The sequence below is a fragment of the Weissella sp. LMG 11983 genome (assembly GCF_025908495.1).
GTDB lineage: Bacteria > Bacillota > Bacilli > Lactobacillales > Lactobacillaceae > Weissella > Weissella fermenti.
Genome location: NZ_JAOZFD010000001.1, coordinates 945,415 through 970,482 on the forward strand (window position 1 = coordinate 945,415; position 25,068 = coordinate 970,482).

The window sequence follows — 25,068 nt, forward strand, 5'->3', positions numbered from 1 at the left end:
TAAAAAGATGCGAAGTTTTAGTTTACCGAAGCATTAGGCGTTGCGTTTAGTGTCCATGTAATAGGCGCATCGTATTGACCGGCTGGTACGTTAGCACCCATGTCCAATGATGCCGTGTTAGCCTTGTTGTAGTAAACACTCGTGCTTCCGTAACCCGTACCTTGTGCTGATTGCATGACACGGTGTTGCGTCTTGTCACCTGAAACAAGCTTTGGTTGGTACAAGCTTGGCATCTTACCTGACGTGTTCTCACCTGAAGTTTGCTTCAAGTTGATTGCCCAGTCAGAAAGGTTTGCAACGGCAGTACCGTCAACGTTAGCAAAGTCACCCAACGTTGCCGTCAATTGCCAAGGCATTGTCGTTGTTGTCGTTGAACCATCCGCCCCTGAAGTTGATGTTGATGTACGTGAATCCGTAACCTTCAAAAGTCCTAAATCATTTCCATCATCAGAAATCAAACCTTGGTTGTTAATCAATGGCAAGTTCTTGTTTGCCGTCTTTGATTGCGCCGTCAAACCGAAGTTCATGTCAGGCACAGCATCCAAAGTCAAGAATCCTTCTTGAACCTTTACCGTGGCATCTGAGTTACCTGATACAGATCCCTTTGCATCGTTCTTAGTTGTGCTCGTAGCTGCTGGCAAAGTTGAATCAGCATTTGCAACAATTCCAGTAGTTCCCACTACAGCTGCCAAAGCGGCAGCACTAGCCAAAATTGACTTGTATGACATAGTTCCTCACCTCAAAAATCTTATTTGTAACTTAAGTACAAGATGATATTACCTAAATTACTTACAATTAGTCGGCACTGTTTTTTGTCAAAAATGAAATTTTTAATTAACCACTTCATCCCACTAATCAATACATATAGAAAAAAGGCAATCGTGAACAAATCACAATTGCCTTTCAAATTACTGCTTATTCTTATAGTAGAGGTAAACCGGTACGCCAACACCCACGAAGATAAATGAAATCAAAACCATCGTGAAACTTGAAATCAACGTATTTACCAAGATAAACAACGCACCCAAGATGGCAACCAACGGGATGAACGGGAACAGCGGTACACTAAATACTTCCGGATCCTTCTCCAAACCAGCCTTCTTATTACGAGCACGCAAGATGAAAATACCAAAGAACGTTGCCGTGTAGAACAACCAGATAACAAACACGGCCATATCTGACAACCAGTCAGCCTTTGACGTGAACATCAATGCGCCAGCCAATACAGCCGTCGTCCAAAGCGCCCCAACTGGCGCTTGTGCCTTGTTCAACGTTCCCAAGAACTTAGGCAAGACACCATCATGTGACATTGCATAAACCATTCGAGGAAATGCTAGCATCTTACCATTTAACGTTCCAGCCATTGATACCAAGATACCAACTGACAACAAACGACCACCTAATTCGCCGAATGCCGACTTAGCAACTTCAAACGTAACATTGTTACCCAACTTCACGATTTGATCAGCTGGCATCGCACGGTAAACACCGTATGACACACCAACGTAGGCAATCATGACAATCAAGACACCCCAGATAATTGAACGCGGAATGTTACGTCGAGGGTCCTTCAATTCACCACCCAAATTCGTCAATGTTGCCCAACCGTCGTACGCAAACAGCGTCGCCAACACAGCCATTCCAAAGTTTCCCGTTGCCGTTGATGACAACTGTGAAACCGTTTGACCCAACGCATCAGCCTTCCCGAAGAACAAACCAAACACCATCAACACGGCAATTGGAATCAACTTAATACTCGTCGTCGCAACTTGGAACATCGATGCAATGCGATTATCCAATGAGTTCATCGCTGTCACCAAAATCAGCGCCGCCAAACCAATCCATACGACACTACTCTCGGGCAAGCCGAAGAAGTTCGCAAACAAGTAAGCAAAGTAAGCTGAGATCGAGGCAACGATGGCCGGTGCATAGACAACAACTTGTGTCCAACCCGTCAAGAAGCCCCAAAACTTACCATAAAGCTTTTCCATATATATGTAGATACCACCCGTTTGTGGGATGTGTGCGCCGATTTCAGAAATCGTCAAACCGGCTGCCAACGTTACCACACCACCAGCAATCCAGGCCCACAAAGCACCCGTTGTGCTACCAGCAGTCTCCAAAACTTGCCCTTGCTTGAAGAAAATGCCTGATCCAATAACCGTTCCGATAACGATTGAAATACCCGTCCAAACACCCATTGAGCGTTTCAAATGTCGTTCATTGCCTGCCATAATGCCTACCTCATCTTTCCTTAAGCCCCTAAGTATACAAAAAAGCCACCCAACCCCTGGTATACCTATACAGTCTATGTATAAGGGTACCAACATGGTTGAGTGGCTTTGTGAAATACAATTATTATTGCACGTCAAAGTTACTCAACCACAAACGGGTGGTTGAGTCAGAGGACGTCGTCATGATCATAGCTGTGCTAATTCGGTTATTCATAGGTCTGCCCTCCTTTTGGCGTTTTTAGTATGGTTAGAACTTTATCATCTAGGTATAGGGTTTGTCTAGCTTTTTCTCATTTTGTTTACATTTTTAATTTTTGCGGTTTTTGGAATTTAAATAATGTTGTGTGTCGCCACTGGCGTGACGAGGCATGGTGGGCGGTTGGGCTGGCGGTGCTCCGTCCTACAATATAAGCTGGTGGCGACGGAGTCCCGGTCTCACTAAGCCTCAGTGTGTTCCGGCGCCTGTCGGCTTTAAATCCACTGCTGCTAAGTGATTCCTGGTGCTCCTTCCTTCGCTTGGTCACCGGCTAATATCGCAGGATCTCCGCACCACCAGCCCAACCACCCACCATGCCAGCAATCGAGATATTCTAATCTGTTTTGGATTGTCATCCTTCGTAAAACGCATGAATGAACAGCTCAACCTATTATCTTGTGCTGGACACAAACCACAAAAAATCCATCACCCGCAACCACACGAATGATGGATTAAAACCCACATATTAACCGGCCATTGTAACCAAGATACCACCTAGCATAACGAAGATTGCACCGATTCCAATTCCGATGATTTGGCGCTTCGTCTTGCGCTCCTTCAAGATGATGATGGCACCCATCGTTGAAACAATGATTCCCATTTGTGACAACGTTGATGCCTTGGCTTGTCCAACCGCTGGATTTAACACTGCCAAACGAATCATCACTTCACCAGTTCCCCACATCACACCGGCGATTCCATTCTTAGCCGTTTCCTTCGTCAACAATGGCAAGCTCAAGTTACCACCGTTGAAGATGATGATACCGAAGACCAACGCACCGATTGTTTGTCCGATGGCAATTGGCAATGACAAGGCCATTGTGTTGTGCAACGTACCTGTGTTGACGTGAACCAAATCAAGAATGGCAACCGTCTTAGGAATCATAAAGTAAATCATGTAGGCGAAAACTGAAATAGCTGTCAGACGAACACCATCTTTGTTCAAGTTAGACGGCTTACCTGAAATCAAGAACACACCGACGATAACTGAAGCGATAGCCAACAATCCGATTGTCCATTGGTGTGCGCCAGTCCATTCACCAAACACAGCTGCACCGACCAAGGCATTCACAGCAATTTGTCCTGCGGTGTTCAACCCTGAAGCTTGGGAAACACCCATCTTCTTAAAGGCCGCTAGTTGGAAACTCGTTCCCGCTGCCCAGGCGATTCCTGAAAGAACGTACGTCAATCCCGCCATGCTGAACACAACCGATGTGGTTGGTGCTTCGATATATGCGTACACGCCAACTACAATTGAAAATACAAGTGATCCAAGTGCACCACCCAAAATTTGATTTGCGACACGACCACCAGCCCAGCCGTTCACAATCCCCATTGCACCCCACAAAACTGCAGGAATCAAAGCAAACATAATTGACATGTACCAATTCTCTCTTTCGTTCTAGTAATCAATGTAAATTACTATAGCACCGCTAATTAACAGCACGAATTAAAAAGGGAACAAAATAGACCAATCGTCAAATTGGCGTATACCATTTCTGACAATTGGTCTAGTTTTTTGCTATTGAATTGCTTCTGAACCCGCATCCTTAGGCAACGTCAAAATCTCCAACATCGGGATAATGGCGAATATACCCAAGATAACAAAGCCCCATGAGTACGCACCCTGCAATGAGAAATGCGTTTGGAACAAGTGGATAATCACAGTAATCAATGAAATACCCAATCCTTGTCCCATACTTTGCGTAACAGCCGTCAACGTATTGGCTCCGTTACGGTCTTCCGGCGCAATCTCAGTGAATTGCAAACCGTTATATGACGTAAACGCCAATGAACGGCCGACACCAGAAATCAATGCCAACAACATAATCCAAACTGCTGGTGATGTTGGACGTACCAATGCCAAGGCAAATGAACTTAAAGCTAGCATTGAGAATGAGGCAACCAGCGCACCGCGGAATCCCAACTTGCGAATGATCGGATTCGTGAATGGCTTGATACCAATATTACCGACGAAGATAAACAGCACATACCATCCGGCACGCGCAGCCGTCCAGCCAAATACCGTTTGGAGCAATACCGTCAAAACATATGGCAAACTAGCAATCGTAACTTGGAAGATTGTCCCACCAGTTTGGAAGACACGGAACGTCGGTACCTTCATGGCATCAACTGAGAATAATGGATTCTCAGCCTTACGCAAATGGAAGAAGACATTCACACCCAACAAGATACCAATGACTACCAGAATCAAGCCGTACCAAACAACCGCACCGGTACGAGCGACCATTTCTGCCCCTGCTAGCAAAGCAACTGATGCTAAGGCCAACTCAACGAAGCCACGCACATCAAAGGCACGCGCTTGCTTAACCTCATCCTTTGGCAACAAATGCATCCCAATCAAAAAGGCGACAATGCCAATTGGCAAATTAATCAAGAAAATCCAGTGCCACGTGAAGTATGTGACGAACATACCACCGATTACCGGTGCCAAGGCTGGCGCAACCAACGATGGCCACACTAGATAACTAATCATGCGTAGCAACTGATTAGCCGGCGTCTTTTCCAACACAATCAAGCGCGCTGTTGGCGTCATCATAGCACCAGCGAGCCCTTGAATCACACGCATCGTTAACAGCACAGCGAAGTTTGGCGCTAAGGCACTACCCAATGAACTAACCGTAAACAAAGCGACCGCCAATAGCCAAATACGCTTATTGCCCAAACGTTGCGCAATCCAACCACTCAACGGAATAAACACAGCGACTGCAATCATATATGTACTTACCAGCAGACTAATTGTGGCAGCTGACACGTTAAAGTTCTGTGCCATCTTCGGCAATGCGGTCGTGACAATCGTACCGTCCATGACATCCATGAACAAACTAGCCGCCATCAATAAAGCGACTTTTATCTCTCTACTCATTTTCCCACCTTTGATCCTATTTTTTCTCAATCTGATTGTTTCATGTGAAACAATCGGTCGGATATCTTTATCACAGCAGCTGTTGGTCTAAAAACTCCGACATTCCCAGTCTGCTTTATGTATCTCTCCCCTATATGAGAGACAAAACTACGAGAAACCATGCTACGCCTTTTGAATACACCATGCAAGAAAAATTAACATGTAAACTTTCCCAAAGCGTTTAAACACATGATTTAACAAATCAACGATAAAGCGCTACACTAATAAACGTAGACATACACGCCGGGCCAAACACCTGACGCGCAATTAATGTGCAGGAGGTAATGGAATTATGTCACAAAAGAATAAGTTGAAGAAGTTGTTGGAAAAGAAGGGGATTGAGTCAATTAACGTTGACGGTACACCAACACCTGTTCAAAGTGCCAAGGAGCTTGATTTGATCGAAGCAGCCAAGGCAAACGGCATTATGTAATTCTGACTATGCAAAATAGGACGCACAACCATTTGGCTGTGCGTCCTATTTTTTAATCGTGCGCGATACGCGCTTGTGCTGCAGCTGCAATGGCTGACACAATATCATCAATAAACGTGTTCACGCGCCCACCACGGTGTTGTTCGTCATTCAAGCGCCCAACGATACCTGGCTTCATACGATCAAGGTAACCAAAGTTAGTCCATGAAATCGTGCCGTACACACCCAAAATTGACATCACTAGTTGCTCATCAATGCCGTATGTTCCGTGGTCGCGGTCGATACGACTTTGCAATGGTTGTGGCAATTGCTTTGCTTCTGCCAAATCATCGATAGCAAGACCGGTCATAACCGCATCTTGCACTTCGGTCTTGTGCAAAACGTGTTGCACTGAATCAATCGCATCATCCATCGTCAAATCAGGAATAATGGCGCGTTGACCAAACAAGACCAACTCTGCAATATCCTTCAACTCAACACCGCGTGCGTTAAGCATCGCAACAACATCTTCATAATAATCGCGTTCTGTAAATAGCATGTTGAAAATCCCCCGATAGTTATTCTATCAATAAATAACAGCAGGCGGTTGTTCCACGTGAAACAATCGCCTGATTTTAATCTTTAATTAAAAGGTAAATACCGTCTTACCTGCCAATGAAGCTTGGCGAGCTGCTGCGTGTGCTTCGCGCAATGCTTCAACTGAGAATGGCTTAACATCGCCAACCTTAACAACAATCTTACCGGCAGCCATATCATCCAACAACGCTGCCAAGTTGGGGCGCTTGCCGTTTTGATAAGTGTGAGCTGCATCAATATCAAACTTGCTGATGGCTTCTTCATCGAAACCAGTCAAGTTACGCAACTTACCACCTTGCTTCAACACCTTAGCTGATTGAATAGCAACATCCCCACCGATTGTATCCAACACAGCATCAAAGTCTGACAACTCATTCTCATAAGCGGTGTGATAGTCAACTGGCGTCACATCACCTAATGACTTTAGATAGTCAAAGTCGGCTGGCTTAGCCGTTGCGTAAACAATTGCACCACGGTTCAAAGCGGCTTGGATGGCGACAGAACCAACACTACCGGCACCACCTTGAATCAAAACCTTTTGACCAGGTTGCACATCCAAGTCATCCGTAATCATTTGGTACCCAGTCGCTGCACCGACAACGGCCGCAACTGCGTGAACGTCGTCAACGCCATCTGGCACCTTAGCAACTGCAGATTGGCCAACCGGAACTTCTTCAGCGTACGTTTGGTGGTGACGCGTTGCAGCAACGCGATCACCAACCTTGAAGTCAGTTACTTCTTCACCAACTGCGATTACTTCACCTACGACACTTGAGCCAGGAATCAATGGTAGCTTGTCAGCCTCACCCATCAACCCTTGCACAAACTTCACGTCATAAGGATCAATTGCAGTTGCATGATTCTTAACCAATACTTGCTTCTTCAAAATCTTAGGTGTGTCGACTTCAACTTCCTCAAGTACATCAACGTCCCCAAATTCCTTAATTTGTACTGCCTTCATGATGAAATCCCTCCTTGGTTTGACCAATCTTGATTTGTTGATTTTATTTTAGCCTCTTTCCTACCGAGTGTACAAAATAAAGGCATTATTTTTGTCCTGAAAACAAAAATACGCATCGTCACTTGGACGATGCGTATTTTAATGATTGATTATTAGTCTTCTTCAGAACCCAAACCAAACTTAGCAACTACGGCTGCCAAAGCGGCACCAACCAATGGACCTACGATGTAAGCACCAATGTTAGTAATCGCAGCTGATGACCCGAAGATTGCAAGGAAGGCAGCAGGTGCCAATGAACGAGCAGGGTTCAATGAACCACCAGTTGCTTGCAAACCAAGCATAATCAAAGCAGCCAACGTCAAACCAATTACCAATGGGGCAACTGATGAGATAGCTGCGTTCTTCTTAGCCGTAACCATCAAGATTACCAAGACAAAGACGAACGTCAAGAATGCTTCAATCAATGAAGCTGACAAGAATGAAATTGGTGACGTAAAGTTTGTTTGACCAAATCCAACTTGCTTAATCGTTGCTGCTGGAGCACCGAAAGCCTTCATGAATCCCAAAACAACAGCTGAACCTGCAAAGGCACCGATGATTTGTGAAACAACGTAACCCAAGAAGTCCATCCATGAGATGCGACCGTTAATGGCTGCAGCAAATGAAACGGCTGGGTTAAAGTGACCACCTGAGATTGAACCAAAGGCGTATGCTCCGGCTACAACAGCCAAACCAAAGGCCAAAGCAACTGGCAATGGACCAGTTTGAGTTCCAACGAAGACAACAACGCCAGTTCCCATGGCAACCAACATCAACGTTCCGAAGAACTCAGCAAGATACTTGCGCATGTTTTCCATGATAAAAAAACTCCCTTAATATACATTTGTACGACAAGCGTACAGTGTTAATAATTTCTGTCCCTACTATATAACACAACTAGTCTTAAATTCAGCTTTAAGGTTTGTCATTAAAAGAATTTTAAGTTTAACGACCAATAATTTTACTTGCCGCACGGTCTAGTGCAAGCCAAACATTCATTGCGTTTGCCTTAAATTGGTCGATATAGCTAGGTTGGTCATCTTCCGGCTTTGCTTCACCTTCATAGGCGTTACCAATACCGAATACTTGTAGTGCGCGGAAATCCTCATCCCAACGAACCGTAAAGTAATTACCTTCCATGCGCTCGTCGATAATATCTTGGAAGCCTAGCTTTAGAGCCTCCTTGATAACATCATCTTCACTAACTGGGAAGCCACGTGCTGCCATCAAGGCCACACGGTCAGCCACCTGCGTCATATCTTCTGGGATTGATCCTTCATTCATTATGAATAGTCCTTCTTTCCTTCACTTACTTTGTGTCAATCTAAACACGCTCCTAAAGACATTTTAGCAGTGAGTTGCGATATAATAAACTGTGAACGTCCTAAACGACGTTTTTGCTATTATACCTATTAAATTAAGGAGGTTACTTTTCATGGTTGAAGCAGTAACCGCACAAGACATGCAACGCTTCGATCGTTACACGATCGAAGAAATTGGTGTGCCCTCATTAGTTTTGATGGAGCGCGCCGCAATGTCTGTGATTGAAGTTCTTGCAGCCGGATCATTCGACTTGGCTAACGTCCTCGTCATCGCCGGTTTGGGTAACAACGGTGGTGACGGCGTGGCTATCGCTCGTATGTTGACCCAAAAGGGCGTCAACGTTGACCTACTTATTCTAGGCGACGAGCATCGCGCAACGGCTAACACGGCTACCCAATTGAAGATTGCCCGCGGATACGGCATTGAAACGCAAAATCGTGTCCGTGATTTCCGTAATTACACGGTTATCGTCGACGCTTTGTTTGGAATTGGCCTTTCTAAGCCCGTTCCAAGCAAACTTGGTGATATTATTAAACGAGTAAATGCCGCAAACATTCCAGTTATCTCAGTTGATGTGCCTTCTGGTTTGCACGCGACAACGGGAGAAATCCTTGGCTCTGCCATTCGTGCCACCGCAACGGTAACTTTTGCCTACCCAAAGCAAGGGTTGCTACAAAACGAAGGCTTGAAGCGTGCCGGTAACATCTATGTGAAGGATATCGGTATCTATTCACCCGAAGAATTAGCAGCATTTAAGCAGGAAGAGAGTGAGAACTAATGAATATTGCATTGGTCGGAGCTGGTCCTCGAAACTTGACGTTGGTTGAGCGCTTGATGGCGCACGCCAAGAAGACGACTGACCCCGTAGACATTACGTTATACGACCCATTCCCCATTGGAGGTCGTGTTTGGAATCCAGATCAAGATCCAACATTTTTGATGAACACTGTGACACAACAATTGACGTTGTTCACAGATCCATCAGTTCCTAACCATGCATCTACTGCCCTATACGGACCTAACTTCTACGAGTGGGCTGTAACTTACGGTAAGGAATACGTTAAGATGCACAACTTCGAAAACGAAGCCTACTTCTTGGACGAGTTGACGCGCATTAACCCTAACCGTTTCACTTCACGTGCCTTGTTTGGTGTGTACTCACAATGGTTCTTTGAACACTTGGGTGCCCACGTACCAGCTAACGTGACATTGTCATACGAGCGCAAGTCTGTTTCAGATGTTGTGAAGAATGGTGATGACTACACGGTAACTTTGGAAGACAATTCATCAGTTAAGGCTGATCATGTTGTTATGGCTTTGGGTCACGTTGATAACGACTTGGACGACGAGCAAAAGGTTTTCGCTGCCGCAGCAGATGAAAACGCTGACTTGTTGTACGTCGCGCCAACACACCCATCTGAAGCCGACTTGGATGCCGTGCCAGCACGCGAAAAGGTTGTTTTGCGTGGTTTGGGATTGAGCTTCTTCGACTACATCGCTAAGTTGACGATTAGCCGTGGCGGCCGTTTTTCTCGTGATAACAACGGAGTCTTGTACTACTTGCCATCAGGTAAGGAGCCACACATGATCGCCGGTTCTCGCAAGGGATTGCCTATGCACGCCCGTGGTGTTAACCAAAAGGTTGAAGCTGAAGGTTACCAACCAAAGTTCTTTACGAGCGAAAACTTGGACGCCTTGGCTGCAAAGTCAAACGGTCAAGTGTCTTACGATGAATTCTTTACGTTGTTGCGTAAGGAATTGGAGTACAAGCACTACCAAAACACGATTAACGATTTGGGTGTGACATGGCCATTTAACGCTGAAACGTTTATGAACGCTTTGGCCGAGAGTGACAACTTGAACGAAACTGCCCGTAAGTTTGGTGTTTCCGAAGAGTACATCATGGATTGGGAACGTATTTTGAACCCAGTTAACGACGTACCTGCTGAAGTTGAATACAGCGACTTCATGATGAACTACCTAACTTGGGACATCAACGATGCTTACCAAGGTAACAACGATGCACCATATGCTGGTGCCTTCGATATGTTGCGTGACGTTCGTGGTATCATCCGTCACTACTTGGATGCTGGTTACTTGTCAGCTGATGAGTATGCTAAGTTCCTTTCAAAGTTCAACCCATTCAACTCATTGATTTCCGTTGGACCTCCTGTCCTACGTGTTGAGCAAATGCGTGCTTTGATCGAAGCCGGCGTGTTGACGATTGCCGGCCCTGGTTTGGCTGTTTCTGTCCAAGACGATCACTACCTAGCAACGGATAACCGTGGTAACTCATGGGCTGTTAACAACCTAGTTGAGGCCCGCTTGTTCGCTGTTTCATTGGCAAACTCAGTTAACCCATTGGTTGCTAACTTGCGTGATCGTGGCGTTTTGAGCGCTGCAGAATACACGAAGGCCGATGGCTCAACTTATGTTGTCGGTGGTACGCGCATGAACAAGGAAACGTTGGTTGTTATCGATGAAAACGATAACGAAGTCGACGGCTTGTACGTATGGGGTGTTCCCACTGAAGGTTGGTCATGGTTTACGACGTTCGCACCTCGTTCAGGTGTTAACGACAAGAACTTGCGTGATGCCGAAAACATCGCCTACCACATCTTTGGTTAATAATTAGACATTAAAAGTAATAGCACCAACTCGCATAACCATGCGGGTTGGTGCTATTTTTTGTTAAAAACACAGTTGTATCAAGCGTTTTCGTATTTGCAAAGATTTTCTAAAGGGTGTATATTAGGTTTATCCTAACATTAGGATAAACCTAATATACATAAATAGAGGTCATTCTGATGGTCGATGTCTACCAAAAAGAAACCGCCCGGCACGTGATGGTTATCGACTCAAAAAGCTTTTACGCGAGCGTTGAAAGTGTCGATTTAGGACTCAATCCCCTCAAGTCACTCCTGGTCGTGATGAGTCAACAAGAAAACACAAATGGCGGTCTTGTCTTAGCTGCCTCGCCCCAGGCCAAAAAGGTTCTCGGGGTGTCTAACGTTATGCGACAGCGTGATGTGCCCCGCGATCCGCGCCTGGCCATTGTGCAACCTCGTATGAACTACTATATTCAAAAAAACAAACAAATTAATGACATTTATCGGAAGTTTGTCGCCGAAGAAGATTTACACATCTATTCAATCGACGAATCGTTGCTTGATTTGACCGATAGTTGGCGTTATTTAGAGTCCAAATATCATCGCACCCTGACCGATTACGAAGTCGCACGCATCATTCAACAAGAGGTTCGTGATGCAACTGGCATCTACCTAACCGTCGGCATTGGTGACAACCCTGCAATGGCTAAGATGGCACTTGATTTAACCGCTAAGCATGCAGATGATTTAATTGGTGAATGGCATTATGAAACTATTCCCGACGTTTTATGGCCTATCGAAAAACTTGATGACGTTTGGAGTATAGGGTCACGTACCGCTAAAAAATTGCGTCGCTTGGGGATTTTTTCAATGCGCGATTTGGCTGCAACTAACCCTTACCGTCTTAAAGAAAAATTCGGCGTTAAAGGCGTTGAACTATACGCACTGGCTTGGGGAATCGATCGTAGTTTGATTAAACAAAAATATCGACCAAAGGAAAGTTCATTTAGCAACGGGCAAGTTCTCCCTCGCGACTACGACAATCCAACCGAAATTGAAGTTGTGATTCGTGAAATCGGCGAGCAAGTCGCGAGTCGTCTGCGCGCCAAACACATGGTCGCGAGTCAGATTAGCCTTGGCATCGGCTTTGGATATCGAGAAACGAATCAAACGCACGGTTTTGGGGGTCAACTAACAATTGATGCGACTAATCTTAGTTTGCCAATCACTAATGCACTCCGCGATATTTTTAGGCAACATTATGAGGGACAAGTCGTGCGCAACGTTTACGTCAGCGCCGGCCGACTGGCTCCTGAAGGCGTTGAGCAAATCGACCTGTTTACCCCGGTCGTGATTAATACACGCCAACGAACCATCGATACCGTCATTGATGATATTCGCAAAAAATTCGGCGTTGGCGCTGTCTTTAAAAGCTCTAGCGTTGCCGGTGGTACAATGCTTAACCGCATCGGTTTGGTTGGTGGTCACAACGGAGGAAACGCCTATGGATGATGAACAGGACATGTTCGAACGGGCAGCCTACTTTTTCAGCCACGATTATCAAGATCGCGGCATGGTGAAATGGCAAGGCTACTACCTGTCTGACCACACTGAGGACGTCAAAAAGAAGGAAGCCTTAGAATTTGCCCGTCAAAATCGCAAACGCATGCCAGAAATGAGCTTAGCTGACATGACTGCCATCATATTCGATGCTTTCGGCCGACACGAAGAAGTAGCCGTGCAAGAAAATTATTCAGATACAGATGGTGCGGTGCCACCGATTATAACCGGTTTAGTCACCGGTTATACTGAATCAGACATCATTATCGGTGGCACCGGTATACCGTTAGCAAATTTATGGTGGGTGAAAAAAACGCAGTGATTCAATCGCGAATCACTGCGTTTTTCATTAATTAAGCTTCAACCAATTGCTTTGCCAAGTAGAAGCAACCTAGGATACCGGCGTTATCACCGTTTCCGACCGTCACCAAGTACTTATCCAGGTCATCAACTGGTAGGTAATCTGCTAACTGTTCTGCGAATGACTTACGCACCATTGGTAACAATACTTCACGGTGAGGCACTCCACCACCAAATACAATGCGATCTGGGCGCAAAATAACCGTGTACGTAACGGCTGCTTGCGCCAAGTAGTACGCTTCGATTTCCCACGCCAAGTGATCATCCGGCAACGACTTAGCTGATTCTTGCCAACGGTCTTCGATGGCCGGACCAGCTGCTAGCCCTTCCAAGCAGTTGTCACCGTGGAATGGGCAGTGACCAACATAACTATCTTGTGGGTGCTTACGCATCATAATGTGCCCAGCTTCAGGGTGTGAATTACCGCTTAACAAGTGCCCATGTTGAATAATACCGGCACCAACGCCCGTTCCAACCGTCAGATACACGACATTTTCAACGTCCTTCGCTGCACCTGACACATACTCAGCCCAGCCGGCGCCATTCACATCTGTCGTCCAGTAGTACGGAATATCACGCCATGCCTTCATCGCACCTAGAAAATCATAGCCCGACCAACCTCGCTTCGGTGTATCTAGGACATATCCATACGTACGACTGTCCGGATTGATATCAATTGGTCCAAACGCAGCAATCCCGATGGCTGCGATATCATCATAGCGATCAAAAAAATCAATCACCTGTGCAATCGTCCCCGCGCCATCCAGGGTTGGAAAACTTTCACGTGCAACGACAACATCAGAATTCTCCAGTTCTGCCACTGCAACCACAAACTTTGTACCACCTGCTTCAATAGCTCCCAAAAGTGCCATATTTTTAATCCCCCTAATTTAAAACACTTACAATACTGACAACTTCGAAATCAAAATTGCCCCCACAATTACCAATACCGTTCCTAAGAAAATATAACCCATTTGACGGGGCGTTTTGCGTTCACCAAGGATGAAAATCGCCCCGAACGTTCCGACAATAATTCCCGTTTGCGAAAGGGTTGTCGCTGTGGCTTGCCCAACCTCTGGATTTCCAGTTGAGATAAACATAAAGACATTTCCAAGCGCCCAAACTAACCCCGTGATAATTTGACGCGCCGTGCCAATCTTGAAGATGTTACGCGTCTCCTTAAAGTAGAAGGCCACAATCAGCCATGCACCCAGGATTTGTCCAATTGACTGTGGTGCAACGATTGCCGTCATGTAATCCAACCCATTATTTTGATTGTGAATAGCATCTGAAATGTAGCCCCACTTATTCAACAAGTTTGGCAAAACAAAGTACATCATAAAGGCTAGCGTTGAAACAATAACTGCCGTCACACCACCTTTGAAATCACGTTCCGGATTGGTTTCGACCGGCGCATTTTTATCGCGCACCGTCGTCAAAAGCGCCCCACCAGTTACTAACGCAATTGATAGCAAACCAAAGAACCACATGCGCCCTGTGTGCCATTCACCTAGCACCGCAGCTGCCATCAAGGCATTTCCAACAATTTGACCAGATGTCGACAACGGATTTCCGATCGACACCCCTAACTTCTTAAAACCAATCAATTGGCCAACCTGACCAACTGCCCAGATTAATCCTGAGATAAATCCTACCAACCAAATACGTGAATTAAATGCATAATCCATGCCGGCATTCGGAATAACGAAAAATGCCAACGTGCCGAAGCCAAGTAAGATGGCCCCAATCGTCATGCCCATGATTCCTTGGGCGGCCGTCCCACCAGCCTTGGTGGTCACAATCCCTACCGACCCCCACGCTAACGCTGGTACCAACGCAATCAATATCGACATATCAATAATTCCTCCAAATCAAAAATTTCCTATCAACATTTATTACGCTACTCGTTTGAAAACGCTTTCACAAGTTTCGTTTTTTAACGAGTCGTTATTTTTCAGATAGATGCACAAAAAAGCCGGATGACATTGACCATCAAATCAATATCATCCAGCTTATTAATTACATATTAACTGTTTACTTTTCAAACAATTCCAAACCTTCACGGCCCACATAAATCGCAAACAAGATTGCTGCAACCGCATCTGCCCACCATAGACCAAACAAGGCCGTTAGCACCATGCCACCTAATACAAGCGCAGCTAATACAGCACACGTGACATTACACATCGCGTCATCACGCAACGCTTCAGATTGAATACGATCACCGATACGACGCTTCATCGTCGTCATAATCGGCATCAAAATAACTGACATAATCGCAATGACCAACCCAATTCCGCTTTCCGCTGGCATTTCATGGTTAATCAAATTCATAACCGAAGTAATCAACACATATCCTGAAAGCAACAACAAGATGCCCTTTACCAAGCGACTAGCCGTGCGTTCAACACGAGCCACCGTTTTCGCATCTGCACCGTTATATTCCGCGCGCAAACGCCAAATTAAAATACCACCGGCGATTGTTTCCAAAAAGGCATCAAGACCAAACGCAATTAGTAAAATTGACCCAGCGTGAATCCCCGCAGACACCCCGAGTACAAATTCAATCGCCATCCAGGCCATCGAAATCACTTCTAATTGAATACCCCGCGCTAATAATTTCTGTCGTACTTCCATTTCATTTTCTCCCCGTTTGATACATGTTATTTATTTCATATGTTTATTATATCATAAGTTTGAGAAAAAGTGCACAATTCAAAAAATGACCTCGGCATTTAGGCCGAAGTCATTTCAATGATGATAGTTGTGTTCCACGTGGAACAAATTGTTTAATTCATTCGTGAATGTTTCATACCGTACGTTAGATACAAAACAATCCCCAGCACAAACCAAACCAGTGCAGCAACCAGCGTTTCAAGGTGCAACTGTGTGATTAAGAAGAACGTAAATAACGCCGATAAAATTGGTAGCACCGGATAACCAGGCATCTTATAACCGTCTTGGCGCACATCAGCTCGCTTACGCAATGGCAAAATCCCCAATGACACGACCATAAATGCCAATAATGTGCCCATATTCACCAAATCAACGAGCTTTTCTAGCGGTACGAATCCACCAAAGAACGCTACAACAATTGTTGCGATACCAAGCGCCCTTTCTGGTTCACCCTGCTTACTCAACTTACCTAGCCCACCCGGTAGCAATCCGTCACGGCCAACGGCATAAATCAAACGTGAAGAAGCATAGAGCATCGTCACCATCATCGTAAACATCCCAATCAATGCCCCGATTGTGATGATAAGTGCTGCCCAATGTTGGCCGACTTGTTGCATTGCAAAAGCAGCTGGATCTGCAACGTTCAACTTTGAATAGTGCACCATTCCCGTCAAAACCAACGCAACCAAGCCATACAAAACCGCTGCAACAATCAACGTCCCAATAATACCAATCGGCATATCACGCTTTGGATTTTTTACCTCAGCTGCCGTCGCTGACAAAGCATCAAACCCCAGAAAGGCGAAGAACACCATTGATGTTCCTGCGAAGACCCCTTGAATACCAAACGCCCCATCCATGCGCTTTGGAATCAGCGGCGTCAAATTGTCAGCTTTAATAAAGAAAAAGCCAACGACAATGAACAGCACAATAATACCAATCTTAAGGAGTACCATCGCATTTTGAACGCGCTTAGATTCAGTCATTCCCCCACGCAAAAGCAGCCCGATTAACAATACAATGACCACTGCCACAATATTCACGACCGTACCTTCAGCCGGATTGTAAGCTCCTGATAATGCGGTTGGGAGCTTGAAGAATGGCGACATCAAATTCGCAAAGTAGGCTGACCAGCCAGTAGAAACAGCAGCCACACCAAGTGCATATTCCAAAATCAATGCCCAGCCAAGAATCCAACCAATCACTTCACCAAAAATGACATTTCCATATGAATACGCTGATCCAGCTACCGGCATTGCTGATGCGGTTTCAGAATACGCCATCGCAACCAAACCAGAGACAACAGCCGCGATAATGAAACTAAAAATCACGCCTGGTCCAGCAGTCGTTGCAGCAACCGTACCCGGCAAAATAAAAATACCAGTTCCAATAACTGCCCCAATCCCTAACCCAATTAAATCTTTAGCGGTCAGTGACTTTGAAAAGTGTGCATCACTCTTCAAATATGTTTCCAATAATTCTTTGCGGAACATCCGCTTTAATAACGACATATAAACACCTCTTCCCAAATGACGAAAAGCCCCAGTAAATTAAAAAAGCACGCATCGGATACTAATTCAGTATCCGATGCGTGCTAAATGAGTTTCATACAAATCAACTGTTTCGTTGCCTGATGTCTCACACACTCGGATACTTTACCGTCATCCGAGTGTTCAACGCAAAATAACTTTACGATTGATTCGGATGACTAACCGAAAAACGTAAAGTAGAAAAACGCTTGCGTTGATGACATAAGTAATTGCATGAATTTCATTTCCTTTGACTTTGATTAACGCCGATTCAATTTGAATCAACGGCCCCTTTAAATGACCCCCTAAGCATATGATATCCCTGACAATTCGTCAACAACTTATTCACACTGACTTTTTGTAACTATAACGAAACACTTTGCAAGCCGGATACTCGTTTTTCGACAAAAAATAAGTTTATAATAGAAATCAAGTAGTTTGGCACTAAACCAAACTGAGTCTAAAAATGAGGTGGTTTCATGTCGATTCGCACGTATCATAATGCGCAAGTCTATGATGTTGCGCAAGAAAAATTTATTCCTAATTCATGGTTCACTGTTGATTTGACCAGTGGTCGTATCACATCTACCGGAGTTGGCACTGCGCCTGCAGAAGGCCAAGAACTTGTCGATCTTGAAAACAAGTTCGTGACACCCGGTATGATCAATACCCACGTTCATATCATCAACAAGGTGTTCCCATACGGTCCTAAGACATCTCGTGAGCCATTTGAGATCGCTATGCAAGCCCAAGCCAACTTGAACGAAATGTTGGCTTCTGGTGTCACTTACACGCGTGTCCTTGCGACAGCAAATAGTTTTGATATTGGTATCCAAAAGATGACGTTGAACGGTCAATGGCGTGGTACCGGAGTGGTTGCTTCTGGTCGTGCCTTTTCAACCATTGGTGGTCACGCTTCAAAGATTGGTGAAGCGTTGACCGGTCCGGAAGAATTCCGCGCCGGTGTGCGACGCCGTATCGAACAAGGTGCCCATGCGATTAAGTACATGGCTTCTGGTGGTATCGCCTTTGATCAATTTGAACAACCTGATATGCCACAAATGACCGAAGCCGAAATGGCGGCTGGTGTCGATGTTGCCCACCGTCGTGGCATCAAGGTCGCCGCTCACGCCGAAGCGTTGCAAACCGTTAAGGAAGCTTTGCGCGCCGGTGTTGATTCTGTTGAGCACGCCTTCGTTATTGATGATGAAGCGTTGGACTTGTTCCTTTCAACCGGCACTTATTTGACACCAACATTGGTTGCACCATACGTTATCATCAAGCGTGGTGATGGATTGTTGCCACAATGGATGGTCGATAAGGCCTACAAGTGGGTTGATTCTCACTTCGAAGCTTTCGGTAAGGCAGCTAAGAACGGCGTTAATTTGGCGCTTGGAACAGATGCCGGTTCACCATTGAACGGTTATGCCGATACGGCTTTGGAAGCTGAATTGTGGTCAATTGCTGGTGCAACTAACCAACAAATTTTGCGTGCCCTGTTCACCAATGCCGCCGACTTGCTACAAATCAGCGACGATTACGGTGAGCTAGTACCTGGTAAGATGGCCGACTTCGTTATGTTCGATGCCAGCCCACTTGCTGATATTAAGGTTTTGCAAGATCCAAAGCGCGTTGCTAAGTTTGGCGGATTCGTTGATACAACTGGATTCCAAAACCCATTTATCTTGCCACTTGATAAGGGGCACCTAGCCTACTAAAAAATAAAGACGAGATGTGCTCTTATGATGAGATTCCGGACTAGTTTTTCTAGTTTGGTAAAATATCATCATAGGAGTATTTTTATTTATGGTTACACGTTATGAAGAGGACTTTAAAAAGTCCATCGTGGAGATGGTTAAAGCGGGCCGTCGGCCCGATGAATTATCCAAGGAATACGGTCCTTCAGCCGATTCAATTCGGAATTGGGTCAAAAAATATGCGCCTGTAGAAGTGAATGGCGAATCAATATCAGCTGATGAATTGAAGAAGTTGCGTAAGGAAAACGCAATTTTGAAAGAAGAGCTCGAAATTTTAAAACGTGCGGCGGTGTTGCTGGCAAAACATTAGTTTTGCGCGGTAGAAGTGTTGTTTTACCAATTATCCACAAAAATTTGGTACAGGGGCACCGCATCACACGCGTTCTGAGTGCTTTGAAAATTCCAATGTCCACTTACTCTGACTGGATCCATTGGGAGCCGAGCGCACAAGAAATACAACACAACAAATTGAGAATTGCCGTCGAATCAATTTACACAGCCAATAAAGGCATTTATGGTTATCGACGAATTGCTAAAACCATGCGCGACTTATTCAAACTAGCAATCAGCGACCGCTTTGTATGGCAATTGATGAGTGAAGCTGGCTTGAAATCGCGTATGCAAAAGCGATATAACAAGCCTACAACAGTCAATGACAAAGATCAGATGCCAAATCTCATTATCAATCTGGATGACCTAAGTGGCGTAATTACAACTGACATTACGTATATCCAGTTGACCGATAAGACATGGGTTTACATGGCTAGTGCATATGATCCGGAAGACCGTAAGGTGCTGTCGTATCGAATCGCAGATACGATGACAGCTCAACTAGCAACCTCAGTAATCGTTAAGGCGCTAAGACGAGGTGAAAAACCACTGTATGTGCATAGCGATATGGGAAGCCAGTATACCAGCGAATTGTTTGAAAATACACTGGAGTCCATAGGTATTAGGCACTCTTACTCCCGTAAAGGGCACCCTTACGATAATGCCCGCATCGAAAGTTTTCACTCGTTACTCAAGAGGGAGCTGATCTACCAACAGGATTTCGAGAGTATCGCTGATGTGCAAGCCGCTGTTGGATGGTACGTCAACTGGTATAACAACAATCGTATATCACCATGACATCAGAGCCATGAACACATCGATGTTCATCTCGTCTTTTTTCTTTGCCCAGACTTTTTGCATGGCTGCAAAGACCGCTAGTGTTGCGCGTGAATCCGCCAGCGCACGATGCTTTTGCGTGCCAATTTCAACTTCATATTCGTCAGCCAAGCCAGCTAATGAAATGTCATTTGGATTACCGTTCAAAGCACGGTGGATTTGTTGCGTATCAAACACCTTACCGTTCGTCTTCCACTTGCCCAAATCGTTATAGCGAAGACCTTCTTTGATTAATTGGACATCCCCATCAACAATTGCGTGACCAACTACTGGATAATCACCAACGAACTTCATAAAGCGCGTTAATGCGCGCTCTTCGGCCAAACCGTTTTGAATCATTTCCAATGTAATCCAGCCATCATCACCACCCATTGATTGTGAGATGAACTTAAATGATGCCATCCCGCTCCCCATTGGCGGATTGTTGACAATCACGGAAAATTTTTCGATATCTTGACCAGTCGTTACCTTCAACGCACCAATCTCGATAATCTGATTACTGCCGTTCATTTCCAAGTCAAAAACGACGTAATTTTTTAATTCTGTAAAAAGCATAACCTACTCCCAATCGTTCACTATGTTAACAGTATACCCCGTCAAGAAACCGAATGCTTGCATTTATTAGGGGGAGGCGTAAAGTTATCACTAACAATACGTAAAGAAAAGGAACTATTTTCATGCGCTCTTTAGCAAAATTCAATAAGCTACGCCGCAATTTCAACATGGAAAGCCACCGCAAGTTGCAACTTGACGAGCACGGCGTCACTGACGTTTATGATGGTGTTCAAGTGACCGTTCTCGTTAAGGACGATCAAGCAACAATGATTTTTATCGACTCTGAAGATGCTGATAACGACGAGGCAGGTCGCGCCTTTGTTGCCTTCGAACACGGTATGAGCTGGTCATCACAAGAATTCTACAATGCCTACATGGCCGTTCACGAGAATCCAGATGAGCCAGCCGTCGCCACGGCCAACGGCATTCAAGTGACCCACAAAATCGACGCTAACGGCTTGCACATCAAGATTGTGCCAGCCCCATAAAGAAAAAATTCCGTCTCACGTTGAGACGGAATTTTTTTCATTATGACAGTGGCACGCCGTTATATTGTGTATCAACCGCAGCCACATTATCCATTAGATAGTGTTCAACCGCCACCTTATAGGGCACTTCGTTTTCATAGGCGAATGCTGTTAGCTTCGTGAATTCAGGTGAGTTCATGTGCCAAACTTGCTTTACACCAACTTCAAGCAAGTGGTTGTGTAGCAAACCAACAATCGCCTCGAATTGACGCAATTCATGTGCGTTTGCATCGTAAATGTTGTACAAGTTAAATGAACGGTTTTCGATGTTGGCCAACATTACCAAACCTTGAGCAGCAGTCCCACGCGTTTGGCCATTCACCTTGTACATTGTTGGCGTTGGATAAGCACGATTGCTAGGGTAAGCCACAGCTTGTGCTTCCAATGCATGCAACTTCGCGATAACTTGTCCGGCGACTTCAGGTCGAACACCTGTCTTCACCAAAATGTTTCCGAATGACATCATAAATGCTTGTGTGTGAACTGTCCCTGCCATAATTAACTTGCCCCCTTGTTAACGTGTTCTCTGTTATTACAAGTCTAAGTTTATGACGCAAGACATAGAAAATTCAAAAAGTTCACAGAATGAAACAAATTAGAGTCATTTTTACGCAAAAAGCGCCAACCACGCGGGTTGGCGCTTATTTTTAGTGCATTAATAACATAATCAAACCAAGCGCTAGGACAACTTGGAAGATGATTGTCACCAGGCCATATCCTAGGAACGTTGCTCCTGAAGACTTGATTGTGGCCCATTTCAAATTAAGACCAATTCCGGCCAAGTTTACAATACCAAAGAAGCTTGTAACTTCATGTGCTGTGCCAGTTAGTACGTGTGGCAAACTCACAAATGAGTTGATAACCACTAGGACAATAAATGTCAAAACAAACCAAGGTACCTTAACTTTTGAAGTCGGTGCAACGCCTTCAACCGGCGTTGCTTTCGTGGCATAGCGCGACATCAAGATAACAACCGCTGACAACAAGACCACACGCAGCATCTTGAAGATTGGCGCATACGTCACTACATCGCCACCGACCAAAGAAGCCGTACCTGAAACTTGTCCAACTGATTGCACCGTTCCACCAATCAATGCACTAACAAACATGTCGTTATGGTGCAATAACTCTGGCCCGATAACTGGCAAAACAAACAACAACACAACTCCGGCTAGCGAAACAGTTGCTACTGTCGTACGACGTTGATCGTCAGTTGCGCCAATCGCTGGCGCAACTGACGCGATGGCACTTGATCCGCAGACCGCGTTTCCAGCCCCCATCAACATCGCTGATTGTGGCGCAACCTTGAAGACGCGTCCACCAATCCACATGACAAATAAAATCGTGGCCGTCATTTGGAGCAAGATGAAGATTACACCTGACCACCCCAATGTTGCCATATTATTAAGTGTCACGTTTAGTCCAAGCACCGCAATTCCAATCTCGATTGGGTACTTCTCCGCCCACTTCACACCAGCATTCCAGCGTTCATGTGCAAATAATGTGTTTCCCAGAACGATTCCCATCAACATCGCCAATGCTTCGCCACCCAGCGAAGGCAAATATGGTGATAGCAATTTTGCCACAATAGACACTGCCAAAGTCAGCAAAATTCCCGCCACCATATTACGTTTAATTGCCATAATACGTCTCTCCTCGAATAAACTACTTTTCCTAGTGTACTACTATTCGACAGAAGATAACTGTTTATTCCACTGAACGTTGCATATGTGTGTAATGATGCTCACCAATCATGAGCTCGCTAACCGGTTGAAATCCTTCACGTTCATACAACGCACGTGCCTTCGGATTGCCATCATCCACATTAAGTCCGATGACTTGTTCACCTTGCGCTTGCGCAACAGCAGGTAAAGCAGCCAATAACTGTGTCCCCACACCCTTACCGCGGGCCGTCTCTGACACTGAAATTGAGTCAAGATACCACTCTTGTCCCACCGTTTCCTTATCGGGGAATAGTTCCGCTAACTCACCAAAGCGGTCAGCCAAAAGGCGTTGTAAAGATACATCCAAATAAGGTTCTTGCTTAGCTGGATAACCAAAAGCCACCCCAACGATAGCGCCGCCCATTTCCGCAACCGTGGCATGCGTGTGTGAATAACGCGCCGTGTCATCAGCTAGTGCACTATCATGCAGTAATTGTTCAATATTGTCACGACCAAGCTTTTCCACCATCGGAATTTGCATCTGGTCAATAATTGTCATTTCTAAATGGACAATTGCTCCTGTATCAGCAATTGTAGCTGGTCGAATTTTAATCATAATATCTTTCCCCCATCACTCTAGTCTACCGACTTTATTCAGGTCTGCCTACTAATTTTTTCGGAATTATCTACTTTGGATATGTAAACGCCTTGAAAGGACCCGTAAAACCCTTTAATATTGTAAATGTCCCAGTTTGGATTGCGGAAGATCGAGCCGCATAAATGAAAATAAAAATGTTTAGAGAAAGGATTTAGACATGGTTAAAGCAAAGTCAGCTTACTGGCAAGGCGTTGTCGATGAAGCACAAAATCACCCCAAGGTTCCTGGTGTTGAGAAGACCCCATTCTTCTCACTAGCACCAATGGAAGCCGTTACGGATACGGTTTTCCGTCGCGTTGTCGAGAAGGCAGCTGCGCCTGACGTTTACTACACAGAGTTTACGAACGCCCGCAGTATTTCACACCCCAAGGCAAAGTTTACGGTCCAAGGTCGTCTACACGTTGATAAGAGCGAAAAGATGCCCGTCGTACAAATTTGGGGAAACCGTGGTGAAGACTTCGAAAAGTCATCACTAGAATTGCGCGACCGCGGCTACAACGCCATCGATTTGAACATGGGTTGTCCGGATTCAACGGTTATCAAGAATGGAGGCGGATCAGATTTGATTCGTCACTACGATTCAGCAAAGGAAGTTATTGGCGCAGCTAAGACAGCTGGTTTGCCAGTGTCTGTTAAAACTCGTTTGGGCTTTAACGACATTGAAACTTTCCGTACTTGGATTCCATTCTTGTTGCAACAAGACATTCAAGTTTTGACGGTTCACTTGCGTACGCGTAAGGAAATGTCAAAGGTTCCAGCCCACTACGAGTACATTGATGAAATCGTTAAGATGCGTGATGAAATCGCACCTGATACGTTGTTGCAAATCAACGGTGACATCAAGACTCGTGAAGAAGGTTTGGAACTTGTTCGTCAACACCCTGGTGTTGACGGTGTCATGATTGGCCGTGGTGTTTTCGAAAACCCATTTGCCTTTGAAATCATGCCTACTGAACACACGTTGGACGAAACGTTGGCTTTGTTGCGTTTGCAACTTGACCTTTACGATGAGTTCACGGCGGAGTTCGGTCCTATGCACTTCCAAAAGTTGAAGCGCTTCTTCAAGATTTATGTTCGTGGCTTTGCCTACGCCTCAGATTTGCGTGTGGCTTTGATGGACACAAACACAACTGACGAAGTTCGTGCCCTTTTGGACGAGTTCGACAAGCAATGGGAAGCCAAGAAGGCTGAAGATGCTGTCGCAATCGAAGCAAAGTAAATAATAATAAAAGCCCGCATGCGTGCGGGCTTTTATTGT

General features: G+C 45.2%; 26 protein-coding genes. 10 read left to right on the forward strand and 16 right to left on the reverse strand.

The window, feature by feature from the left end; translation table 11 throughout:
- Positions 1-17: 17 nt before the first annotated feature.
- From OIT45_RS05020 to OIT45_RS05035, 4 genes are all read right to left on the reverse strand, one after another.
- Complete coding sequence (locus OIT45_RS05020) at positions 18-728, reverse strand: WxL domain-containing protein (protein WP_264330362.1); 711 nt, start codon at positions 726-728, stop codon at positions 18-20.
- Positions 729-908: 180 nt separating this feature from the next.
- Positions 909-2,234: an APC family permease gene (locus OIT45_RS05025; RefSeq protein WP_199404759.1), complete on the reverse strand. Its 1,326-nt coding sequence runs from the start codon at positions 2,232-2,234 to the stop codon at positions 909-911.
- Between the two features lie 722 nt (positions 2,235-2,956).
- A complete protein-coding gene (locus OIT45_RS05030) occupies positions 2,957-3,871 on the reverse strand; it encodes a GRP family sugar transporter (RefSeq protein ID WP_199404758.1) in 915 nt (304 codons plus the stop codon).
- 141 nt (positions 3,872-4,012) lie between these two features.
- On the reverse strand, positions 4,013-5,377 hold the full coding sequence (locus tag OIT45_RS05035; RefSeq protein ID WP_199404757.1) for an MFS transporter: 1,365 nt from the start codon (positions 5,375-5,377) through the stop codon (positions 4,013-4,015).
- A 331-nt stretch (positions 5,378-5,708) separates the two neighbouring features.
- Between OIT45_RS05035 and OIT45_RS05040 the strand changes: the two genes are divergently transcribed.
- Complete coding sequence (locus tag OIT45_RS05040; RefSeq protein ID WP_004560182.1) at positions 5,709-5,849, forward strand: hypothetical protein; 141 nt, start codon at positions 5,709-5,711, stop codon at positions 5,847-5,849.
- 52 nt (positions 5,850-5,901) lie between these two features.
- Here OIT45_RS05040 and OIT45_RS05045 read toward each other — a convergent pair whose 3' ends face one another.
- The 4 genes from OIT45_RS05045 to OIT45_RS05060 all read right to left on the reverse strand — a co-directional run bounded on the left by OIT45_RS05045 (position 5,902) and on the right by OIT45_RS05060 (position 8,709).
- Positions 5,902-6,387: a phosphatidylglycerophosphatase A gene (locus tag OIT45_RS05045; RefSeq protein WP_004560183.1), complete on the reverse strand. Its 486-nt coding sequence runs from the start codon at positions 6,385-6,387 to the stop codon at positions 5,902-5,904.
- Between the two features lie 87 nt (positions 6,388-6,474).
- Positions 6,475-7,386, reverse strand: coding sequence for an NADP-dependent oxidoreductase (locus OIT45_RS05050; RefSeq protein WP_135797028.1), 912 nt, complete (start codon positions 7,384-7,386; stop codon positions 6,475-6,477).
- A gap of 152 nt (positions 7,387-7,538) precedes the next feature.
- The gene (locus tag OIT45_RS05055) at positions 7,539-8,243 is read right to left on the reverse strand and encodes an MIP/aquaporin family protein (protein WP_199404756.1); all 705 of its coding nucleotides are present in this window, start codon (positions 8,241-8,243) and stop codon (positions 7,539-7,541) included.
- Positions 8,244-8,370: 127 nt separating this feature from the next.
- The gene (locus OIT45_RS05060; protein WP_135797027.1) at positions 8,371-8,709 is read right to left on the reverse strand and encodes a hypothetical protein; all 339 of its coding nucleotides are present in this window, start codon (positions 8,707-8,709) and stop codon (positions 8,371-8,373) included.
- Between the two features lie 151 nt (positions 8,710-8,860).
- Between OIT45_RS05060 and OIT45_RS05065 the strand changes: the two genes are divergently transcribed.
- The 4 genes from OIT45_RS05065 (at position 8,861) to OIT45_RS05080 (ending at position 13,239) form a co-directional block, all read left to right on the forward strand.
- Positions 8,861-9,526 carry an NAD(P)H-hydrate epimerase gene (locus OIT45_RS05065; protein WP_199404755.1) on the forward strand — a complete coding sequence of 222 codons (666 nt, stop codon included), beginning with the start codon at positions 8,861-8,863 and terminating at the stop codon, positions 9,524-9,526.
- On the forward strand, positions 9,526-11,376 hold the full coding sequence (locus tag OIT45_RS05070; RefSeq protein ID WP_135797025.1) for an FAD/NAD(P)-binding protein: 1,851 nt from the start codon (positions 9,526-9,528) through the stop codon (positions 11,374-11,376). The genes OIT45_RS05065 and OIT45_RS05070 overlap by 1 nt, the downstream gene beginning before the upstream one ends.
- 179 nt (positions 11,377-11,555) lie before the next feature.
- A complete protein-coding gene (locus OIT45_RS05075; protein WP_199404754.1) occupies positions 11,556-12,869 on the forward strand; it encodes a Y-family DNA polymerase in 1,314 nt (437 codons plus the stop codon).
- Positions 12,862-13,239 carry a hypothetical protein gene (locus OIT45_RS05080; protein ID WP_206767465.1) on the forward strand — a complete coding sequence of 126 codons (378 nt, stop codon included), beginning with the start codon at positions 12,862-12,864 and terminating at the stop codon, positions 13,237-13,239. The genes OIT45_RS05075 and OIT45_RS05080 overlap by 8 nt, the downstream gene beginning before the upstream one ends.
- A gap of 31 nt (positions 13,240-13,270) precedes the next feature.
- Here OIT45_RS05080 and OIT45_RS05085 read toward each other — a convergent pair whose 3' ends face one another.
- The 4 genes from OIT45_RS05085 to OIT45_RS05100 form a co-directional block, all read right to left on the reverse strand.
- Complete coding sequence (locus OIT45_RS05085; RefSeq protein ID WP_199404753.1) at positions 13,271-14,149, reverse strand: ROK family protein; 879 nt, start codon at positions 14,147-14,149, stop codon at positions 13,271-13,273.
- Between the two features lie 27 nt (positions 14,150-14,176).
- Positions 14,177-15,130, reverse strand: coding sequence for a GRP family sugar transporter (locus OIT45_RS05090; RefSeq protein WP_135797022.1), 954 nt, complete (start codon positions 15,128-15,130; stop codon positions 14,177-14,179).
- A gap of 181 nt (positions 15,131-15,311) precedes the next feature.
- Complete coding sequence (locus tag OIT45_RS05095; RefSeq protein WP_199404752.1) at positions 15,312-15,914, reverse strand: cation transporter; 603 nt, start codon at positions 15,912-15,914, stop codon at positions 15,312-15,314.
- Between the two features lie 152 nt (positions 15,915-16,066).
- Positions 16,067-17,464: an APC family permease gene (locus OIT45_RS05100; protein ID WP_264329966.1), complete on the reverse strand. Its 1,398-nt coding sequence runs from the start codon at positions 17,462-17,464 to the stop codon at positions 16,067-16,069.
- Positions 17,465-17,961: 497 nt separating this feature from the next.
- On the opposite strand from OIT45_RS05100, the gene OIT45_RS05105 reads away from it, so the two are divergent.
- The 3 genes from OIT45_RS05105 to OIT45_RS05115 all read left to right on the forward strand — a co-directional run bounded on the left by OIT45_RS05105 (position 17,962) and on the right by OIT45_RS05115 (position 20,367).
- The gene (locus OIT45_RS05105) at positions 17,962-19,200 is read left to right on the forward strand and encodes a metal-dependent hydrolase family protein (RefSeq protein WP_199404751.1); all 1,239 of its coding nucleotides are present in this window, start codon (positions 17,962-17,964) and stop codon (positions 19,198-19,200) included.
- An 88-nt stretch (positions 19,201-19,288) separates the two neighbouring features.
- A complete protein-coding gene (locus tag OIT45_RS05110) occupies positions 19,289-19,549 on the forward strand; it encodes a transposase (protein ID WP_199404344.1) in 261 nt (86 codons plus the stop codon).
- A gap of 2 nt (positions 19,550-19,551) precedes the next feature.
- Positions 19,552-20,367 carry an IS3 family transposase gene (locus tag OIT45_RS05115; protein ID WP_264339897.1) on the forward strand — a complete coding sequence of 272 codons (816 nt, stop codon included), beginning with the start codon at positions 19,552-19,554 and terminating at the stop codon, positions 20,365-20,367.
- On the opposite strand, the gene OIT45_RS05120 is transcribed toward OIT45_RS05115, so the two are convergent.
- Positions 20,359-20,961, reverse strand: a complete 603-nt coding sequence (locus OIT45_RS05120) for a PolC-type DNA polymerase III (RefSeq protein WP_264339898.1) — start codon at positions 20,959-20,961, stop codon at positions 20,359-20,361. The genes OIT45_RS05115 and OIT45_RS05120 overlap by 9 nt on opposite strands.
- A 122-nt stretch (positions 20,962-21,083) precedes the next feature.
- On the opposite strand from OIT45_RS05120, the gene OIT45_RS05125 reads away from it, so the two are divergent.
- A complete protein-coding gene (locus OIT45_RS05125; RefSeq protein ID WP_056972834.1) occupies positions 21,084-21,449 on the forward strand; it encodes a hypothetical protein in 366 nt (121 codons plus the stop codon).
- Between the two features lie 40 nt (positions 21,450-21,489).
- On the opposite strand, the gene OIT45_RS05130 is transcribed toward OIT45_RS05125, so the two are convergent.
- From OIT45_RS05130 to OIT45_RS05140, 3 genes are all read right to left on the reverse strand, one after another.
- The gene (locus tag OIT45_RS05130; protein ID WP_056972835.1) at positions 21,490-21,984 is read right to left on the reverse strand and encodes a hypothetical protein; all 495 of its coding nucleotides are present in this window, start codon (positions 21,982-21,984) and stop codon (positions 21,490-21,492) included.
- Positions 21,985-22,135: 151 nt separating this feature from the next.
- Positions 22,136-23,131 carry a YeiH family protein gene (locus OIT45_RS05135; protein ID WP_199403952.1) on the reverse strand — a complete coding sequence of 332 codons (996 nt, stop codon included), beginning with the start codon at positions 23,129-23,131 and terminating at the stop codon, positions 22,136-22,138.
- 64 nt (positions 23,132-23,195) lie between these two features.
- A complete protein-coding gene (locus OIT45_RS05140; RefSeq protein WP_135797017.1) occupies positions 23,196-23,768 on the reverse strand; it encodes a GNAT family N-acetyltransferase in 573 nt (190 codons plus the stop codon).
- A gap of 199 nt (positions 23,769-23,967) precedes the next feature.
- Here OIT45_RS05140 and OIT45_RS05145 point away from each other — a divergent pair, with 199 nt between their 5' ends.
- Positions 23,968-25,029, forward strand: a complete 1,062-nt coding sequence (locus OIT45_RS05145; RefSeq protein WP_003608639.1) for a tRNA dihydrouridine synthase — start codon at positions 23,968-23,970, stop codon at positions 25,027-25,029.
- Positions 25,030-25,068 lie beyond the last annotated feature (39 nt).

Bases quoted from the DNA above. Each gene is read 5' to 3' on its own strand.
- OIT45_RS05020 (WP_264330362.1), bottom strand. From the start codon at position 728: ATGTCATACAAGTCAATTTTGGCTAGTGCTGCCGCTTTGGCAGCTGTA.
- OIT45_RS05025 (WP_199404759.1), bottom strand. From the start codon at position 2,234: ATGGCAGGCAATGAACGACATTTGAAACGCTCAATGGGTGTTTGGACG.
- OIT45_RS05030 (WP_199404758.1), bottom strand. From the start codon at position 3,871: ATGTCAATTATGTTTGCTTTGATTCCTGCAGTTTTGTGGGGTGCAATG.
- OIT45_RS05035 (WP_199404757.1), bottom strand. From the start codon at position 5,377: ATGAGTAGAGAGATAAAAGTCGCTTTATTGATGGCGGCTAGTTTGTTC.
- OIT45_RS05040 (WP_004560182.1), top strand. From the start codon at position 5,709: ATGTCACAAAAGAATAAGTTGAAGAAGTTGTTGGAAAAGAAGGGGATT.
- OIT45_RS05045 (WP_004560183.1), bottom strand. From the start codon at position 6,387: ATGCTATTTACAGAACGCGATTATTATGAAGATGTTGTTGCGATGCTT.
- OIT45_RS05050 (WP_135797028.1), bottom strand. From the start codon at position 7,386: ATGAAGGCAGTACAAATTAAGGAATTTGGGGACGTTGATGTACTTGAG.
- OIT45_RS05055 (WP_199404756.1), bottom strand. From the start codon at position 8,243: ATGGAAAACATGCGCAAGTATCTTGCTGAGTTCTTCGGAACGTTGATG.
- OIT45_RS05060 (WP_135797027.1), bottom strand. From the start codon at position 8,709: ATGAATGAAGGATCAATCCCAGAAGATATGACGCAGGTGGCTGACCGT.
- OIT45_RS05065 (WP_199404755.1), top strand. From the start codon at position 8,861: ATGGTTGAAGCAGTAACCGCACAAGACATGCAACGCTTCGATCGTTAC.
- OIT45_RS05070 (WP_135797025.1), top strand. From the start codon at position 9,526: ATGAATATTGCATTGGTCGGAGCTGGTCCTCGAAACTTGACGTTGGTT.
- OIT45_RS05075 (WP_199404754.1), top strand. From the start codon at position 11,556: ATGGTCGATGTCTACCAAAAAGAAACCGCCCGGCACGTGATGGTTATC.
- OIT45_RS05080 (WP_206767465.1), top strand. From the start codon at position 12,862: ATGGATGATGAACAGGACATGTTCGAACGGGCAGCCTACTTTTTCAGC.
- OIT45_RS05085 (WP_199404753.1), bottom strand. From the start codon at position 14,149: ATGGCACTTTTGGGAGCTATTGAAGCAGGTGGTACAAAGTTTGTGGTT.
- OIT45_RS05090 (WP_135797022.1), bottom strand. From the start codon at position 15,130: ATGTCGATATTGATTGCGTTGGTACCAGCGTTAGCGTGGGGGTCGGTA.
- OIT45_RS05095 (WP_199404752.1), bottom strand. From the start codon at position 15,914: ATGGAAGTACGACAGAAATTATTAGCGCGGGGTATTCAATTAGAAGTG.
- OIT45_RS05100 (WP_264329966.1), bottom strand. From the start codon at position 17,464: ATGTCGTTATTAAAGCGGATGTTCCGCAAAGAATTATTGGAAACATAT.
- OIT45_RS05105 (WP_199404751.1), top strand. From the start codon at position 17,962: ATGTCGATTCGCACGTATCATAATGCGCAAGTCTATGATGTTGCGCAA.
- OIT45_RS05110 (WP_199404344.1), top strand. From the start codon at position 19,289: ATGGTTACACGTTATGAAGAGGACTTTAAAAAGTCCATCGTGGAGATG.
- OIT45_RS05120 (WP_264339898.1), bottom strand. From the start codon at position 20,961: ATGCTTTTTACAGAATTAAAAAATTACGTCGTTTTTGACTTGGAAATG.
- OIT45_RS05125 (WP_056972834.1), top strand. From the start codon at position 21,084: ATGCGCTCTTTAGCAAAATTCAATAAGCTACGCCGCAATTTCAACATG.
- OIT45_RS05130 (WP_056972835.1), bottom strand. From the start codon at position 21,984: ATGGCAGGGACAGTTCACACACAAGCATTTATGATGTCATTCGGAAAC.
- OIT45_RS05135 (WP_199403952.1), bottom strand. From the start codon at position 23,131: ATGGCAATTAAACGTAATATGGTGGCGGGAATTTTGCTGACTTTGGCA.
- OIT45_RS05140 (WP_135797017.1), bottom strand. From the start codon at position 23,768: ATGATTAAAATTCGACCAGCTACAATTGCTGATACAGGAGCAATTGTC.
- OIT45_RS05145 (WP_003608639.1), top strand. From the start codon at position 23,968: ATGGTTAAAGCAAAGTCAGCTTACTGGCAAGGCGTTGTCGATGAAGCA.